14 protein-coding genes are annotated in these 15,484 nt (G+C 62.3%); 10 read left to right on the top strand and 4 right to left on the bottom strand.

All coding sequences use genetic code 11. The features are described 5' to 3' along the window. The first annotated feature begins 1,057 nt into the window (after positions 1-1,057). From ACW174_RS06210 to ACW174_RS06190, 5 genes are all read left to right on the top strand, one after another. A complete protein-coding gene (locus ACW174_RS06210) occupies positions 1,058-1,993 on the top strand; it encodes a hypothetical protein (protein ID WP_492016819.1) in 936 nt (311 codons plus the stop codon). 8 nt (positions 1,994-2,001) lie between these two features. Further along, positions 2,002-2,742 (top strand): hypothetical protein, encoded by a 741-nt coding sequence (locus ACW174_RS06205; RefSeq protein WP_287928177.1) that lies wholly within the window; start codon positions 2,002-2,004, stop codon positions 2,740-2,742. Between the two features lie 20 nt (positions 2,743-2,762). Continuing rightward, a complete protein-coding gene (locus tag ACW174_RS06200; protein ID WP_287928175.1) occupies positions 2,763-4,289 on the top strand; it encodes a toll/interleukin-1 receptor domain-containing protein in 1,527 nt (508 codons plus the stop codon). Further along, on the top strand, positions 4,282-5,802 hold the full coding sequence (locus ACW174_RS06195; protein WP_287928173.1) for an argonaute/piwi family protein: 1,521 nt from the start codon (positions 4,282-4,284) through the stop codon (positions 5,800-5,802). The genes ACW174_RS06200 and ACW174_RS06195 overlap by 8 nt, the downstream gene beginning before the upstream one ends. Positions 5,803-5,909: 107 nt before the next feature. Next, positions 5,910-6,710 (top strand): hypothetical protein, encoded by an 801-nt coding sequence (locus ACW174_RS06190; protein WP_287928172.1) that lies wholly within the window; start codon positions 5,910-5,912, stop codon positions 6,708-6,710. Between the two features lie 46 nt (positions 6,711-6,756). Here ACW174_RS06190 and ACW174_RS06185 read toward each other — a convergent pair whose 3' ends face one another. The 3 genes from ACW174_RS06185 to ACW174_RS06175 form a co-directional block, all read right to left on the bottom strand. Further along, complete coding sequence (locus tag ACW174_RS06185) at positions 6,757-7,623, bottom strand: hypothetical protein (protein ID WP_314527351.1); 867 nt, start codon at positions 7,621-7,623, stop codon at positions 6,757-6,759. 294 nt (positions 7,624-7,917) lie between these two features. Then, positions 7,918-8,787 carry an ImmA/IrrE family metallo-endopeptidase gene (locus tag ACW174_RS06180; RefSeq protein WP_287928169.1) on the bottom strand — a complete coding sequence of 290 codons (870 nt, stop codon included), beginning with the start codon at positions 8,785-8,787 and terminating at the stop codon, positions 7,918-7,920. Then, a complete protein-coding gene (locus tag ACW174_RS06175) occupies positions 8,784-9,095 on the bottom strand; it encodes a helix-turn-helix domain-containing protein (RefSeq protein ID WP_314527349.1) in 312 nt (103 codons plus the stop codon). Before ACW174_RS06175 ends, ACW174_RS06180 begins: the two co-directional genes overlap by 4 nt. A 122-nt stretch (positions 9,096-9,217) precedes the next feature. On the opposite strand from ACW174_RS06175, the gene ACW174_RS06170 reads away from it, so the two are divergent. The 3 genes from ACW174_RS06170 (at position 9,218) to ACW174_RS06160 (ending at position 10,475) form a co-directional block, all read left to right on the top strand. Beyond that, a complete protein-coding gene (locus ACW174_RS06170; protein ID WP_183197751.1) occupies positions 9,218-9,439 on the top strand; it encodes a DUF2188 domain-containing protein in 222 nt (73 codons plus the stop codon). Positions 9,440-9,496: 57 nt separating this feature from the next. After that, positions 9,497-9,757, top strand: coding sequence for a hypothetical protein (locus ACW174_RS06165; RefSeq protein ID WP_183197753.1), 261 nt, complete (start codon positions 9,497-9,499; stop codon positions 9,755-9,757). A gap of 247 nt (positions 9,758-10,004) precedes the next feature. Continuing rightward, the gene (locus ACW174_RS06160) at positions 10,005-10,475 is read left to right on the top strand and encodes a hypothetical protein (RefSeq protein WP_287928168.1); all 471 of its coding nucleotides are present in this window, start codon (positions 10,005-10,007) and stop codon (positions 10,473-10,475) included. A 93-nt stretch (positions 10,476-10,568) separates the two neighbouring features. On the opposite strand, the gene ACW174_RS06155 is transcribed toward ACW174_RS06160, so the two are convergent. After that, positions 10,569-11,231, bottom strand: coding sequence for a hypothetical protein (locus ACW174_RS06155; protein ID WP_287928167.1), 663 nt, complete (start codon positions 11,229-11,231; stop codon positions 10,569-10,571). Between the two features lie 373 nt (positions 11,232-11,604). Here ACW174_RS06155 and ACW174_RS06150 point away from each other — a divergent pair, with 373 nt between their 5' ends. Together ACW174_RS06150 and ACW174_RS06145 are read left to right on the top strand one after the other, a co-directional pair. Continuing rightward, on the top strand, positions 11,605-13,596 hold the full coding sequence (locus tag ACW174_RS06150) for an ATP-dependent nuclease (RefSeq protein ID WP_492016818.1): 1,992 nt from the start codon (positions 11,605-11,607) through the stop codon (positions 13,594-13,596). Then, entirely contained in the window at positions 13,593-15,482 is a 1,890-nt protein-coding gene (locus ACW174_RS06145; RefSeq protein WP_287928165.1) for a UvrD-helicase domain-containing protein, read from the top strand. Before ACW174_RS06150 ends, ACW174_RS06145 begins: the two co-directional genes overlap by 4 nt. The last annotated feature ends 2 nt before the right edge of the window (positions 15,483-15,484 follow it).

The following is a 15,484-nucleotide window of genomic DNA, read 5'->3' as shown; positions in this document are numbered from 1 at the left end:
CAGCGCGGCGACAAGGGCGATGCGAATCGTCCATTTGCGGCGGCGCCGAAGGGCGTCTGGCCCCGGCGCGCGGGGGAAGGCGAATCGTCCGGTGGTTCTGGAGGTGATCGCCCGCCTTTCGCACGCCGGAAGCCCATCGGAACCCAAGTTCCCGATTTGGTCATACGGAGCGCGCAGCGAACAGCGGGCCCGCGACACCCTGCCAGGAGCCAGAACGAAACCCTGGCAGGGTTGGGCATGGCAGGGTTGATTTGAATCAAGGCGGAGCGGGCCCAGGCCCTTCAAGGTCAGGCGAAGATTGTCTTTGACAGGTACGAACAGATGACCAAATCCGCAGGATTTCTCGGCGCGCTGGCGCTGGCGGCTCTTGTTGCCGGGTGCGCGACGGCCCAACCGCTGACGGCGGAGCAACGGCTCCAGTGTGAAACGATGCTTGGGGGCATGAGCAGCAACGCCGCCCAGGCGGGAAGCGCCAAAACCCCAGGCCCTACCCCGATGACAATGACACACGCCCAATGTCGCCGAGGACTTGCCAACAAGATGTCGCACCAGGAAGCTTAGCGCGCACCGCACCCAAGGTACTCTGGTCAATCGACGCCAAGGCGTACGAGGCCTAGTGCCTAGTGGGTGGATGTGCTTCCAGTCACCCCAAAAATGCCTGCAGGTAAGCGCCACCGTCTCGGCGGGGATGAGTTCAGGATGGGCCAGGAGGAGGCGCTGATCGAACTGACGCCGCTCGCCGGGGCGCCTGGCTTCTCTGAAGATCAACTCCCGGACCGACTGGTCTGGCTGCTCCTGGGGGGCGCCGGCTCAGGCGTGAAGACCTTGAACGCGATGCGGACCTCTTCCAATGGAAGCGAGCTTGATACCGGCGTTTCGCGGGTGTGGGCCTGTCGGCGAAAGCGCACCCACGACAACAATAATAACATTAGATTGAATAGTAACATTGCCAATGTTATCGTCCAATCCAATGTTATCGAACGCGACATCCTTTGGAACCCTGGGCCGTCTTTTCGACGATGCGGCGGCCTACGTCACGCAGCTGTTCGACATCCGATTGACGTTCGAAGACGCCGACGTTGGTCTCCTGCCGTTCTTCCTGACGGATCGCTATAGTCTCGCCGAAACGAGCCTGTTCGGACGAAAGCTGCTCATTCTCGCCACGCCCGGCCAGGACGCGGAAACGCCGGCGACGATCGCCAAACATATCGAGACCGCCCGCTCGACATCGGACGTGTTCGTGGTTGTCTTCCTGACCGACGCCCTGAGCTCGGCCAATCGCCAGCGTCTTATCCAGCAGGGCGTCAACTTCATCGTCCCCGGCAATCAGCTGTTCCTGCCCGAGCTCGGCGCCGATCTGCGCGAGTATTTCCGGTCAGAGGTCCGGCCGGCCGTGGAGCAGTTGACGCCGGCCGCCCAGGTCGTGGTCCTGGCCTCGTTGCTTCGTGAGGACCTCGATGGCCAGACGCCCAAGTCCCTGGCCGAGCGGTTTCAATATTCCGCCATGAGCACCGGGCGGGTGGTTGATGAACTGCAGCGGCACGGCATTCTCAGCATCGATGTTCGCGGCCGGGAGCGTCGCATCGCTTTCAAGCAGGAGGGCGACGACCTCTGGCGGGCAGTCCGTGATTTGCTTCAGTCGCCCGTCCGCGCCCGTCGCCTGGTCAGGCCGTTTCCCGAGGTCCGTGCGTTGCCGCTGGCCGGGGAATCCGCTTTGTCGGATTACACCCTCCTCGGTCCTCCCGTTCATGAAACCCGGGCGGTCTCCGCACGTCAGTGGAAGGGGCTGGTCTACCAACACGACCTTCAGCCGGCCGACGATCGTGACCCGGAAGCCATCCGCATCGAAACCTGGTCTTACGATCCCCGTCTGCTTTGCCATCACGGACCAGTCGTGGATCGCCTCTCCCTGTATCTGAGCCTGGAGGATCGTCATGACGAACGCCTCGATCAGGCCGTCGATACCCTCATGGAGCCCTTCGGATGGTCGTAGGCATTGATGTGTTCAAGGCGGCCTTCGCGGGTTTCGAGGACCAGTACACATTGATCGGCGGCGCGGCGGCCGAGATTCACATGACGGGCGCCGGATTGCCGTTCCGGGCCACAAAGGATCTCGATCTGGTCCTCTGTCTCGAAGCTCTGAAGCCGGAGTTCGTCCAAGCCTTCTGGGCTTTCATCGATGCTGGCGGCTATCAGACCCGTGAACGCAGCGATGGCGCGAGGGATTTCTTCCGGTTTACCCATCCTTCCGACAAGACCTATCCGGCGATGATCGAGCTGTTCTCGCGACTGCCCGATGTCATCACCGTGCCGAAGGGCGCGCGCCTCACGCCCATACCGCTGGACGGGACGGTCGAGAGCCTGTCGGCCATGCTGCTCGACGACGCCTATTACGCCTTGCTCAAGGACGGAACGACAGAGATGGACGGCGTCCCTGTCATCGACATCCAGACCCTCATTCCCTTCAAGGCGTTCGCCTACAACAACCTGGCGCGCGACCGGGCGGACGGCCAGCAGGTCGATAGCCGAAATGTCACCAAGCATCGCAACGATGTGTTCAAGCTCCTTCAGCTGTTGGGGCCGACGATGACCCTGGCGCTCCCGGACGGGATCGCCGCCGATCTGCGGGCCTTTGTCGAAGCGGTCGAGGCGGACAAAACCTTTGATCCGAAGGCGCTGAAACTCACGCCGCCTGACGCGGTGCGACTCGTCGCGCGGCTCAAGGCCGTCTACAACCTCTAGCGAGATCGCGACGGCGAAGCGTGCGACGGATCAACAAACAGCGCGGCGGAACAAAACAGGAAGATTTTTGGAAATCACGCTATGGTTCCTGTGTGATTCCATCATCTGTAACCTCGCCATCGCCTCAAACGCCCGCCGGACCCGGCCGACGCCTCGTCTTCATTAGCCATGCCAATCCGGAGGAGAACGATTTCGTCCGATGGCTCGGCGTTCAACTCGCCAGCGCCGGCTATGAAGTCTGGTCGGATGTCACCAAGCTGATCGGCGGGGAGCTGTTCTGGGACGACATCGAAGACGCCATTCGCCATCACACGGCGAAATTCATCCTCGTCGTTTCTGCCGCCGCCTTGAACAAGGAGGGCGTGAAAGACGAAATCCACCTCGCCGTCACGGTGGAGCGCAGCGACAAGATCGCCAATTTCCTCTTGCCGGTCAGGGTCGACGATGTCCCCTTTTCGGACTTCAACGCCAATATCGCCCGCAAGAACGTCATCGACTTCAAGGCCGGGTGGGCGCCCGCCCTGGCGAGAGTTTTTCAGGTCCTTGAGCGTGACGGCGTGCCGAAGGGCGCAATCGCTCCGGCTGACGTCGCAGCCTGGTGCCTCCGGCGGTCCGACGCCGATCAGATGCCTCGGATCGAGCCCGAGCAGCTCTACTCGAACTGGCTCCCAATTGCCGCGCTGCCTCCCCAAGTGTCCCTCTTCTCGCTCGGCGTCGCCGAGACGGCGGTCTCGAGCGTCATGTCCGGGACCCGTCTCCCCTGGTTCAAATACTTCAGGCTGGTGGGGACGTTCGGAACAGAAGTGGACCTGAAGCTCGCGCTGCCGGAACAGGTCATCGAGCGTCGCTACACCTTGACGCGGGAAGACATGTTGGCCGGGATGCCGGCGGCGATGCCCGGCGTCAAACGCGCGGACGCCCGGCGCATGGTCGTCAATCTCCTGCGGCAATCCTGGAACAACGCCATGCAGGCCAAGGGATTGTCCGCGTTCGAGATGGCCGACAACTCGGTCGCATGGTTCTTCACCAAGGACCTGATCGAAAAGGACACCGCCTATTTTGTCGATCACACCGGCAAACGCAGGCGCAAGGCCATGGTGGGCCGGAGTGAGAAGCGGGGCGTCTATTGGCACCTCGGCTTCATCGCCAAGCCCGTCATGACGGACACGCCCCATTTTGTCATGAAGGCGGCCATCATCTTCTCGCACGACGGCAAGACGCCGCTCGACAGCGTGGAGAAGATGCACAAGCTCCGGCGCGGTTTCTGCCGAAACTGGTGGAACGGACAATGGCGCGACCTGATGCTGGCCTACGTGGCCTGGATCGGTGACGAGGACGGCCATTTGAAGCTGCCGATGGGCGATTTCGCAGAGGTGGTCGTGGATGCGCGGCCAGTCCTGTTTGAATCGCCGATCTCTTGCGCCGATCCCGCCGTGAAATCCCGGGCCGTGGTCCCGGACGATGAGGACGAAACGCCTCCGGAGGCGCCGGTGGAACCGGACGAGGCCTTCGAGATCGCGGGCCTCGCGGAGTCCGCAGATGACTGATCCGATCCAGGGCCTGCAGATCCTGACGGAGCCGCTACTCCAGTTCGGACACGGCCAGATGCTGCCCGACCCTAAGGATGGTCTGTTCCTTTTCGGCCCCATGATCGACGAGGCCAAACCCGCTGAAATGAGAGTCGGCGTCATCGGCACGGACGAAGGGATCGCGCGGTACAAGAAGTGGGTGGCTCAGATCACGGGATATATCCCGGCCGCAAAGGCGGAGCAGCATCACCTGGCGTTTCCGGGCTTCGAAGCAGCCTTCAAGACCAAATGGCCCGCCAACCCCGTCGCGACCATCTCGATTTCAGCGGCGGCCTTGTCGAGCACAGTCCGGATCCCGGACGGCCACGAACGCGTGTACAAGACCGTCGATCTCTTCGACCAGGCCATTCGCAAGTTCCTCCGCGAGGAGGACAGCGTTCCGGCGGTCTGGTTTGTCGTGATACCGGACGACGTCCACCGTTTCTGTCGGCCGAAGTCGATCGTCCCCTTGCCCGAACGGACCAGGACCAGCCAGAGGTTCTCTGCTCGTACGGCGAGGAACTTTGTGCAGGCGCCGTCGATGTTCGCAGAGGACAACGCCGCCGCCGAGCCCTACCGGTACGAGGTCGATTTCCACAACCAGCTCAAGGCGCGGCTGCTCGATCAGAAGGTGGTTCTTCAGATCGTCCGGGAATCAACGATCGATCCGGAGGGCGTCAATGCGCTCGGCGGCAAGCCGCGGATGCTCCAGGATCCCGCCAACATCGCCTGGAACCTGTCGACGACCGCCTTCTTCAAGGCCGGGGGGCGCCCCTGGGCGTTAGCGGGTGTCAGAGAGGACGTCTGCTACATCGGTCTCGTCTTCAAGAAGACCGATACCGCCGGATCGCCAGGGAACGCCTGCTGCGGCGCCCAGATGTTTCTCGGATCCGGAGACGGCGTCGTGTTCAAGGGCGCCGTGGGGCCCTGGTATTCCCTGACGACGTCCGAGTTTCACCTCGATGAGGCGAAGGCGAAGGAGATCGCCGGCCTGGTGGTCGAGGCCTACATCGCCAAGCACGGCCGCCCACCCAAGGAGCTCTTCATTCACGCCAAGCAGCATTTCAACGAGGCTGAATGGCGGGGCTTTTCCAGCGCCGTGGGACCTGACACACGGCTCGTCGGCGTACGGATTCAGACGACGCGCGAGATCAAACTCTTCCGTCAGGGACGGAGCCCTGTCCTGCGCGGAACGGCTCTGACGGTCAGCCCGCGCAAGGGCTATTTGTGGACCATCGGCTTCGTGCCCGATCTCCAGACCTATCCCGGGCGCGAAGCGCCCAACCCGCTGTCCATCGAAGTGACCAAGGGCGACGCGGATCTGACCCAGGTCATGCAAGACGTCCTCGGTCTCACCAAGTTGAACTTCAATGCCTGCATCTACGGAGATGGTACGCCGGTGACCTTGAGGTTTGCAGACGACGTCGGCGAAATCCTGACCGCCGCGCCAATCGCCAACCTGCCGCCTTTGCCCTTCAAGCACTACATCTGAACGCTGCGCACAGCCGCAGCTCTGGCCTCGCACGTGGGGTGGGAGCAAGCCCTTGACGGAAACACCCACTTCGTGGAAGTTAAAACTTCCAGAGAGTGAGAGTTTACATGGGGCGCCCTTCGAGATCGACACAGGACTTACTGACCTCGCGCGAAGTGGCGTTGGCGGCGGATATTACGCCGCGCAATTTCGCGCTGCTCCACGATCAGGGACTCGCGCCCAGAGCGCGGGACAGCGTTTCGGGCAAGGCGGGCGCGCGGGTCTACGACGGCGTCGGGCTGGCGCACGCCGCGCTGATCGGAGCGCTCCACCTCAGCGGTCTCGAGCTCCTGGTCGCCGGCCGGCTGGCCGCCGCCTTCGCGGACCAGTTCGACTTGAGCTACGGCAAGCTCCCCTCAAACCTTGGGGCCTATATCCACGCGCCGCTCAATCCGCAGTCGGGCTACAGGCCGTGGGACGACGAGCCGGGCGAAGCACCGATCGATACGGATCAGGACTACTGGCTCCATGAAAGGCTCCGGAACCGGTCGGGCCTGTATCAGCCTGCGACGGCGCTGACCGGCGATTTCATCATCGACATCGCAGACCACAGTTTCGTCACCACGGAGAACAAGGGGCGGGAAACGATCAAGGTGTTCTCGCCCGTCTCCGGCGGACTGCCCGCGAGCCCCGACTTCCGCATCGTCGGCCGGGGCTCGACCGCGCAGATCGTCGCGGTTCACGAGGAACTCGACAGTCTCGACGTCTTCAGCGATGCGCGGGCCGCCGACCAGTTACGCCGCCTTGAACGAGACTATCTCGATGGCCGCGACAATGCGGTGACGCGCCTGCGCATCAATCTCTCCCTGGCGATCCGCAACGCGTTCGATCGCCTCCAGGATCAGCGGGCCAGCATCACCATGGGCTGATCGCGCCCGACGCCCAGATGTCTTTCGCTGCGCCAGGCATCTCACATCATGGCATCACTGATTCTTGGTCGCCAGCTTCACCCAAACGCCTGCGGGCCTCTTGCAAGGCGTGGCCCATGACTTGCCACCGCGCCATGGGGCCGCGCAGATGAATGCCGTCCTTGCCGAGGTCGAGCATGACCCCGATCGAGAGCTGCATCTCCCTTCGCCCCGTTGAGGTTTCGAACGTGAGCATCGTTTCCGCATGCGAGCTGCTTGGGGTCGTGTCCTCGAACCGTAGGATGCGGAAATCCGTCAGCTTAAGCCCGCGCGCGTCGCGACGGGCTTCGTAGAAGCCGCTCGCGAGACGATACTGGAGGTAGCCGGGGTCTCCGGGCAGGCTCGCCGCCAACGCCTTCATGGAGATCGGCCGGCGTTTGCCCAGCAGCGCGGCATGAGCCGCTTCTCTTTGCACCGACGCGGAATGGAGCTCGGCGTTTCCTGGGTAGGCCGCCCGGAGCTGTTCCCGATCGACCGCGTGCTTGTGGTGATCGATGTCCAGCTCCTCGAGCGCCTTCTCCGGATTGGTCGCCAGAAGACTGAGCCAGAACCCGGCTTCGTGAATGGGGCGCACCGCTCCCACGGCCTCTATCGTCATGGCGCGCTCGGCAAGCATGATGCTCGCTGTGTAGGCGTTCAGCGCACGGCCGTAGACGCGGACGGCGGTCGGCGCCGCCGCATTTGCAGGCCCGCCGTCGCCGGCGTCCTGATGATCCTGGAATAGGCTCACGGCATACCGGTTCAGCTCGCGCGCGAGCTCGAACCAGTCACGGTAGTTGTCGATGTAGATATGTCGCCAAGTTTCGACCTGTGGCGACAGCAGGCCTTCATCGGCCAGCGCCTCGCGAGGGTCTGCCTCTTCCTGCTCGACCATGGTTCCGGTCCGTTCGTTCCAGCTTCGCGAACCTAACCCAAGGCATAGGCGATCCGCATGAGAGAGCGCGATGTCCGATGGCGGCCGTCAGGCAGATGACCCCGACAACCCCAATGGCGAGGACGGACGACGAGCGTCTCCCCGTTTGCTAGGGGATGGTGAAGGATGGAGTTGCGCCAGACCATGCCGTTTGGCTCGTCCTCTCAGTTGGCGGCGGCCTATGCGAGAAATGGGATGGGCACCTTGTCCAACGGTTGACCGAAAATGAGTGTTCTGACGCCTTCAGCACGCGAGCTAGAGTCTTGGACTCCATCGCGCGACTAGGTCGTCTTCCTCTTCGTCCTCGTCGTCTGTCGGACCGTCGGCCACCAGGAGCATGGTCACCGCGTACCCGTTCGCCTGCCGCAGAACCTGTTCAAGAACACGTGGCGCCGGACGACCCCAATCATGCTGAAGCCAGATCGTCCCATCCATCTCGATCCAGTCAGATGGCGCTGAAACGCCAGTGTTCGGCTTAACCTTGGTGGCGCAATCTGACGGCAGGCGACTTTTCCATTCAACGGCCAGCCGCGGGAAGTTCACGTGTGAACGGGCGTAACGGACCACTCCACCGTAGGAAAAGACGATGGCGCACGGTGTCGAGGTCAGCTCGACGAACCGGTTCGCAGCCGCTTCCAGGCTGACATCATAGGATCTCGCCAGCTTTCTGACATGACCGACGTCCGGAAGGCCAAGTTGGTCCGCGTCGCGTTCGAACCAAGGCTTCGGCATGAGGATGCCCGCGGCGAAACGGTTGGCTTCGGCTTCGCGCCGTTGCGCGGGTGTCGCGAATCCACGCTCGCTGAGGTGCGCCTGCGTGCACTTCTGATTCCCAACGTGGGTGGGGATCAGAAAGTGACCGAGCTCATGGCCGATGGTGAACCGTCGACGGCCGCCTGGCACGCCCGGCCTGCACAGAATGATGCCCTGGCTCTTGTCCAGGTCGGTCAGCAAGGCTCCTTCGAAAGAGGTCGTGTCCAAATCCCTGATCTCGAGGATGTTCACGGCCGCCGCGAGCGCCTCGATCGGAACGGGCGGCGTCCAGTCAGGGTGATGCCTCAGGATGGTCTGGATCAGCCGCTCGGGAGAGCCGCAGTCCGCCAAATCCATGAGGAGCTCGCTCACGGCTTCTTCAGGGCCTCAGCCATGGCGCGAACGGCCGCCCAGGCCTTATCGTCCAGCTTACCGTCAAACTCTCGATAGAACTGAAGGGCAGGTGCCTTGTCCGCAGGTTCGCTCTCATCAGACAGGAACGCCACAGTCACCTTGTAATAGTCCGCCAGCCCCCTGAGCAGGTCCAGGCTCGGGTTGGTGCTGTCGCCGCGTTCAAGCTGCCAGATGTGAGCCTTGGACACGCCGACGCCGTCAGCGACCTGCTGGAGTGATTGCCCGCGTCTGACCCGCAGGTCCTTGAGCTTGGTGGCCAAAGACATTCGGTCCCTCGGAAACGCCGTACAGATAAATCATACGCGCCGGAAGACGGTGTTGACAAGCGTATCGTCGTAAACTATATCATACGAGGCGTTCATCGAGAGCGAGAAAGGAGGTGAAGGAAATGGGCAAGAACCAACATGTCGTCCCCCACGCCAATGGCTGGGCCGTTCGTGGTGCGGGCAATGCGCGCGCAACCACGGTGCATCAGACACAGGCTGAAGCGATCTCTCAGGCACGAGGAATCGCTCAAAACCAGCAGAGCGAACTGCTGATCCACGGTCGCAACGGTCAGATCCGCGAGCGTGACAGCTTCGGAAACGACCCCTACCCGCCGAAAGGCTGAACCTCGAAAGGCCGCGTCATCCATGACGCGGCCTTTCGTTCATCAGGAGTACTCCCAATGCGCTTCGAAGGCGCCATCGTTCGCGAACAAGGCATCGTCTTCGCCATCGTCGTGGTGAAGCGGCACATCCTCGACAACAACGCGGAGGCCACCCGGGTGGCGCACAGCTTCCAGCCCGCCTTTCCCGGTCTGCCCGTGGTGCTGATGGCGCAGAACCACCGGGGCGCGGCGACCTATTTCGGCCGGCCCGACATCGCGCGTTTCCTGTCTCGCGTCCCCGTCAGCGCCATTCCCTGGCGCGAATACACTCTGAACTGAGGTCCCCATGATGAAGCTCCGTAGAATCCGCCCGCCACGGCCGCCCAAGCCCGTCGATCGTGTGCAGAACATGCGAACGATCCGGCCCTTGGGGAAAACCAAATGGGTCCGCGCCCATTGGCGCTGGGACTACGATCGTCACGCCTGGGAGTGGGTGCTCGGACATTGGTCGAAGTAGGGGCGCGGGCCCAGCATCCGACGCGCCGCCGCAGGGGTCGAATACCGCCCCGCCAATGGAGAAGCCGAAATGGACGGCCATAACTTCGAGAGGCTCAGGGCTCACATCCTGCCTCTGTCGCTATCGCAGGACTTCGACGTTGCGAGGCGAGAGTGGGGGCTTGTCGCGGTGGAAATCAGCGACGAGTGGGACCACTGTCCGTGCGGCCAGGACATCAAGGAGCATTGCTACATCCGCAATCGGATGACCGACCGCGAGACCTATGTCGGCAATGTCTGCATTAACCGCTTCATCCAGATCGACACCGGCAACCTGTTCGACGGGTTGAAGCGGATCGCGAAAGATCCCACGGCGAATGCGAACAGCGATCTGATCGAACATGCGATGCGCATGGGATATCTCTACGGCGAGAAGGAATACACCTTCCTCAAAAAGACAGTACGCAAGCGTATCCTGTCGGAGAAGCAACTGGCCTGGAAGGTCAAGATCAACCGACGCATCATCGCTCAAACCGTCGTTGTGAAGCGTACAGTCCGATAACTCCCTGTGCGTAATTCCGGGCTTTCGGGCTTAAAGAAACGGCGCACCCCAAGGAGGGTCCCGCACGGCAAATCCTTCAGTCGCGTCGCGTGTTTAGGGGCGTATTGCGATAAGCCCGGTGACCCGCTCCACCTTGCCCAGCCAGTTCGCCGCCTCTGCCCGCCTGTACTCCACCAGTTCCCGGATCGAGGCATAATCGTTCTGAAGGTTGCGGGCGAAGATCGGCTCATGATGGGCGATCCGGTTCCGGAACTTCCGAATCCTCTCAAGGTCGAGGAATATCTGCGCGCGCGCTTGCGCCACGGTCAGACCCGCAGGGATTCCAGGAAGGACGGTGCGCAGATGCGCGTCCCAGATCCGGCTGTCCTGTCCCTGAGTGAACACCTTTTCCCAGAACGCGAAATTGAGCTCTGAGACGACCTTGCCCACAGTTGGCTGACGCCCGGCGACCGTCCGAAGATTCTGCTGGGGATCGTAGTCTGTCTGCCGCCTAGGAACGGGCAGGCTCCTGATGAAACCGTTCACCCAAGGCCAGTTGGCGCCATGGACCGCCTCGATGGCGTCCGCCGCCGCGTTGCGGATGGCCACCTCGCACAGGTGAAGCGGCACCATAAAGGCTGCGGAGACTTCCATATTCCAAGCGTAAAGTTCCAACGCTTGGTCGACATGCCCCTGCTTGGCCTGCAGATAGGTCGCAAAACGGGGTGCCGATATGACGTCCGGCAGATCAGTTATTTCCTGCGGCGTGAAAGGCATTACGCTAACGTAGGCGGCAATGATCGGGGTTGTCGACGGAGTGACGGACTTTCACTTTCGAGTTGACACTTTCGCTCTAAAACCCCACCTGTTCGCCACTGGCTTTGAGACACGCGGGCGAAAGCCTCCCCTCATCGTCGATGGAATACGGAAGCCCGCCAGAGATGGCGGGCTTTTTGTTGATCGACGTAGCTTGGCGTGTGGTTCCGGTGAGGGTGCCCAGAAAAGCTGGTCAGGTGGAGGTCGTCCACACCATCACGTCACAGGCTAATGGCTCAGGATAACCCCTTGTCGGGCCTGGCAAGGGCGGCCAGAACAAGCCGCAGGTAAAGGTTGCGGCACCTCAGCGCGTCGCGTCGAGGGGAGTGGCGTCGTGCACATCGAACGACTCGAAGTTTCCGGCTTCCGATGCTTCGGACAAAACCCTGTCCCGATCCTTCTCGATGAAGGATTGACCGCCTTCGTCGGCGTGAACGGTGCAGGAAAGACCGCCGTTATGCTTGCGCTTCAGCGGCTCTTCGGCGTTACGCCGGACCAACGGAGGCTTCGGCGACAAGACTTTCATGTCCCGGCTGCCGAAGTGAATCCGCCCAACGAGCGCCGGTTCACAATAGAGGCGGTTTTGGCCTTTCCGGAGCTCGACGATCCGCTAGCGGACGCGTCCGCCGTTCCTGAGTTCTTCTCTCAGATGGCCACGGACGACAGCGGAAGAATGAAAGGTCGCTTGAGGATGGAGGGGATTTGGACGGATGACGGCTCCATCGATGGGGCGATCGAACACACCTATCGCGCCGTTCGGACGATGGGCGCCTTTACGGACGCTGAGTGTTCGGACCTGAAACCCAAAGATAGAGCCAGAATCCAGCTCATCTATGTACCGGCCTCGCGCGACGGCATCTCGCAGGTGACGGCCTTTTTGCGTGGACGCTTGTGGCGGGCGATCAACTGGTCGGAAGGCACGCGGACGACGTTCGCTTCGGCGGGCTCCGCCCTGAACAACGCGTTCTCCGGCGAGCCGGCGGTAGACGCCGTGGTCGCAGCAGTCACCAGGCGATGGCAGCAGGTCCACACCGCAGGCACGGACTCCACGCCAGTGTTTCGGCCTATCGATCTCCGGTTCGAACAGTCCATCCGCAAGGCTGAGGTCTTGTTCCGCCCCGACGAGGCAGGGCGCGAACGTGGTCTCGATGAGTTGAGTGACGGCCAGCGATCCCTGTTCCACCTCGCCATGACTGCGGCGACGCTCGACGTAGAATCGAACCTGGCGACGGATCCCCGCCCTGATGGATTTCAGTCCGGCGGCATCAGCGTTCCCGCCTTGACCCTGATCGCCGTCGAAGAGCCAGAAAACAATCTCGCGCCGTTTTACCTCTCCCGTATCGTCCGACAGATCCAGGAACTGACCGCAGGGTCACGGGCTCAAGCCATGCTCTCGAGCCATTCGCCCAGCATTCTGGCGCGGGTGAAGCCCGAGCAAGTCCGTCATTTCCGTCTCGACCCGAAAACCCGCGCCTGCCGCGTGAGAGGGATCCGATTGCCTCCGATCGCGGACGAGGCTTCGAAGTTCGTTCGCGAGGCTGTGCGCACCTACCCCGAGCTCTATTTTGCCCGTTTCGTGATCCTCGGCGAAGGCGCCTCCGAAGAGGTGGTGCTCCCGCGCCTCGCCGAGGCCCTTGGCCTGGACATCGATCGGTCTTTCGTGGCGGTGGTTCCCCTTGGGGGCCGCCACGTCAACCACCTGTGGCGGCTGCTTGTCGATCTGGACATTCCGCACGCGACCCTTCTGGATCTGGATTACGGTCGTGCGGGCGGGGGCTGGGGGCGCATCAAGACCGTCTGCGCGCAGCTGATGGAAAACGGCGTTCGGCCTGACCAACTTTTCGAAAGCCCGAGTCCGGCGGGCCCCTCGGCCGACCTGGCGGCCTTCGATACCTTCGCCGCCGCGAACTGGACAAACATTCAGACGTGGGCGCGATCTCTTCGAAGGTTCAACGTCTTCTTCTGTGAGCCGCTGGATTTGGACTACTCGATGCTGATGGCGTTGCAAGCCGCCTATTCGTCGCCAGAGCCTGGGCGCTCCGGACCGTCCGCCGCCGGGGAGCCGCGGGACTCGGTGTTAGGCGACGGCGGCAATCACGCCCTCTACGACTCCAGCCAGGACAGCCTGCTGCGTTGGTATCGGTACCTCTTTCTGGGGCGAGGCAAGCCAAGCACGCATGTGCGGGTTCTGAGCGGTCTCGACAGTCCGGCCCTCGCTTCGGCGGCTCCCGAGGAACTGAAGGCCTTGCTCGGCGCCGTCGCGGTCCAGCTCGATCCCCCACCGCCGGCTGCGCCCGGGACTCTGACCGTATCGCTAACATCATGACGTTACGGTTCACCGCGCCAGACGACTGGAGGCCGCGCGGAATCGATGCCCTCGAACCCGCCGCGTGGACCGCGCTCCGCCACCCGGGATCGACCTCGGTGGTTGCAGGCCCTGGCGCGGGCAAGACAGAGTTCCTCGCTCAGAAGGCGACCTATCTGCTGGAAACAGGCCTGTGCCGCCCGCCTTTCCAGATCCTGGCCATTTCCTTCAAGGGCGATGCCGCCGGCAATCTGGCGGACCGCGTCAAACAGCGATGCCCTGCGGAGTTTTCGGATCGGTTCACGTCGATCACGTTCGACGCCTTCACCAAGAACCTGGTCGACAGATTTCACACCGCAATTCCCGCAGAATGGCGCCCGACGAAGCCCTATGAGATTGCCTTCTGGGATTACAAGTCGACCAACTATTGGCTCACTCGAGCACGGCTAGCGGCGCCAGAGCCATGGAAGGCCGAGATCGAGGAAATCGGTCCTTCGAGTTTCGAGGGTCGAACGGTGGGGGCCAGACGCATGCTCGTTCCTCACCCGGAACCGCGATCCGGGGCTGAGTTTGCGACGACAAGGTGGTGGTCAGAGCAACGGGGTGCGGGAGATCCATCCAACCTGACCTTCGTCACGTTGAACCGCATGGCCGAGCTGCTTCTGAGATCAAATCCTCAGATCGCGAACGCACTCCGCGCCACCTATCCCTTCATCTTCGTCGACGAGTTTCAGGACACCACCTTCGCTCAGTATGATTTCCTCTATTCGGTCTTCAGGGGCAGCAGCGCCGTTATCACCGGCGTCGGAGACGACAAACAAAGGATCATGGGCTGGGCCGGCGCGAGACCAGACGCCTTCGCCCGATTGGAAGCAGACTTCCACGCTCTGCGGGTGCCGCTGCTCTTCAACTTTCGTTCTTCACCGGATCTCGTCGCCATCCAGCATGTCGTCGCACGCGCCCTCGACCCATCGTCGCCACAGGTCGTTGCCAAGACAGGCAAACTTATCGACGGCGACGTGGCCCAGATTTGGAACAGCCCGACATGCGCTCAAGAAACGCGCCATCTCGCGACGTGGTTGGCCAGCGACATGACGCGGAGGGGACGTCGCCCACGCGACTATGCGATCCTCGTCAAGCAGAAGGCGGAGGCGGTGGACACCGAACTCCGCGCGCCGATGGCCGCGAGCGGCTTGCGCATTCGCAACGAAAGCGCGCTGGTCGGCAAAGTCCCGCTTCAGGACCTGCTGTCAGACAGCCTCTGCCGGCTCGTCGTCGCTGCGCTGAGGCTCGGATCTGTCCAGCGTTCGCCTGCGGCCTGGCAGTATCTATCCGCCGCTGTCTCGGCGCTGAGAGCGATCCCGCCCGGCGACGATGCTGCGGACGCCCGGGCTGAAGCCGCTCTGTCCCGTTTTCTGGCCGGGCTTAGGAAAGACATGACTGAAACCGCGCCCTCGGCGGAGGCGGCGGTTAACATCGCAGAGGCCGTGTTGACCTTCCTCGATCCCGCGGCCGTTCAAAGAACCTATGTTGAATATGGAGCAGGCAGTCTTCTCGAGATCGTCGTTGAAGGGGTCCTGCAGCACCTGATGGCATCGGCGACCGGGGTATCGACCTGGTCCGAGTGCTTGGATGCCTTCGAAGGTCTCGATCAGATACCTCTGATGACCGTGCATAAGAGCAAGGGGCTTGAGTACGACACGATCGTCTTCATGGGTCTCGACGACCAAGCTTGGTGGGCGCACAAACCCGGCGACAAAGAGGGCCTCGCCGCGTTTTTCGTCGCCCTCTCCCGAGCGAAGCAGCGGGCCATCTTTGCGTTCTGCCAGCAACGTGGCCAACGATCAAAGGTAGCCGAACTCTACGCGCTCCTAGGGCAGGCTGGCGTTCCGGAAATTTCCATCTAGAC

This window comes from Brevundimonas sp. AVps31 (assembly GCF_058681355.1).
This window is presented reverse-complemented; position numbering and strand designations above follow the sequence as displayed.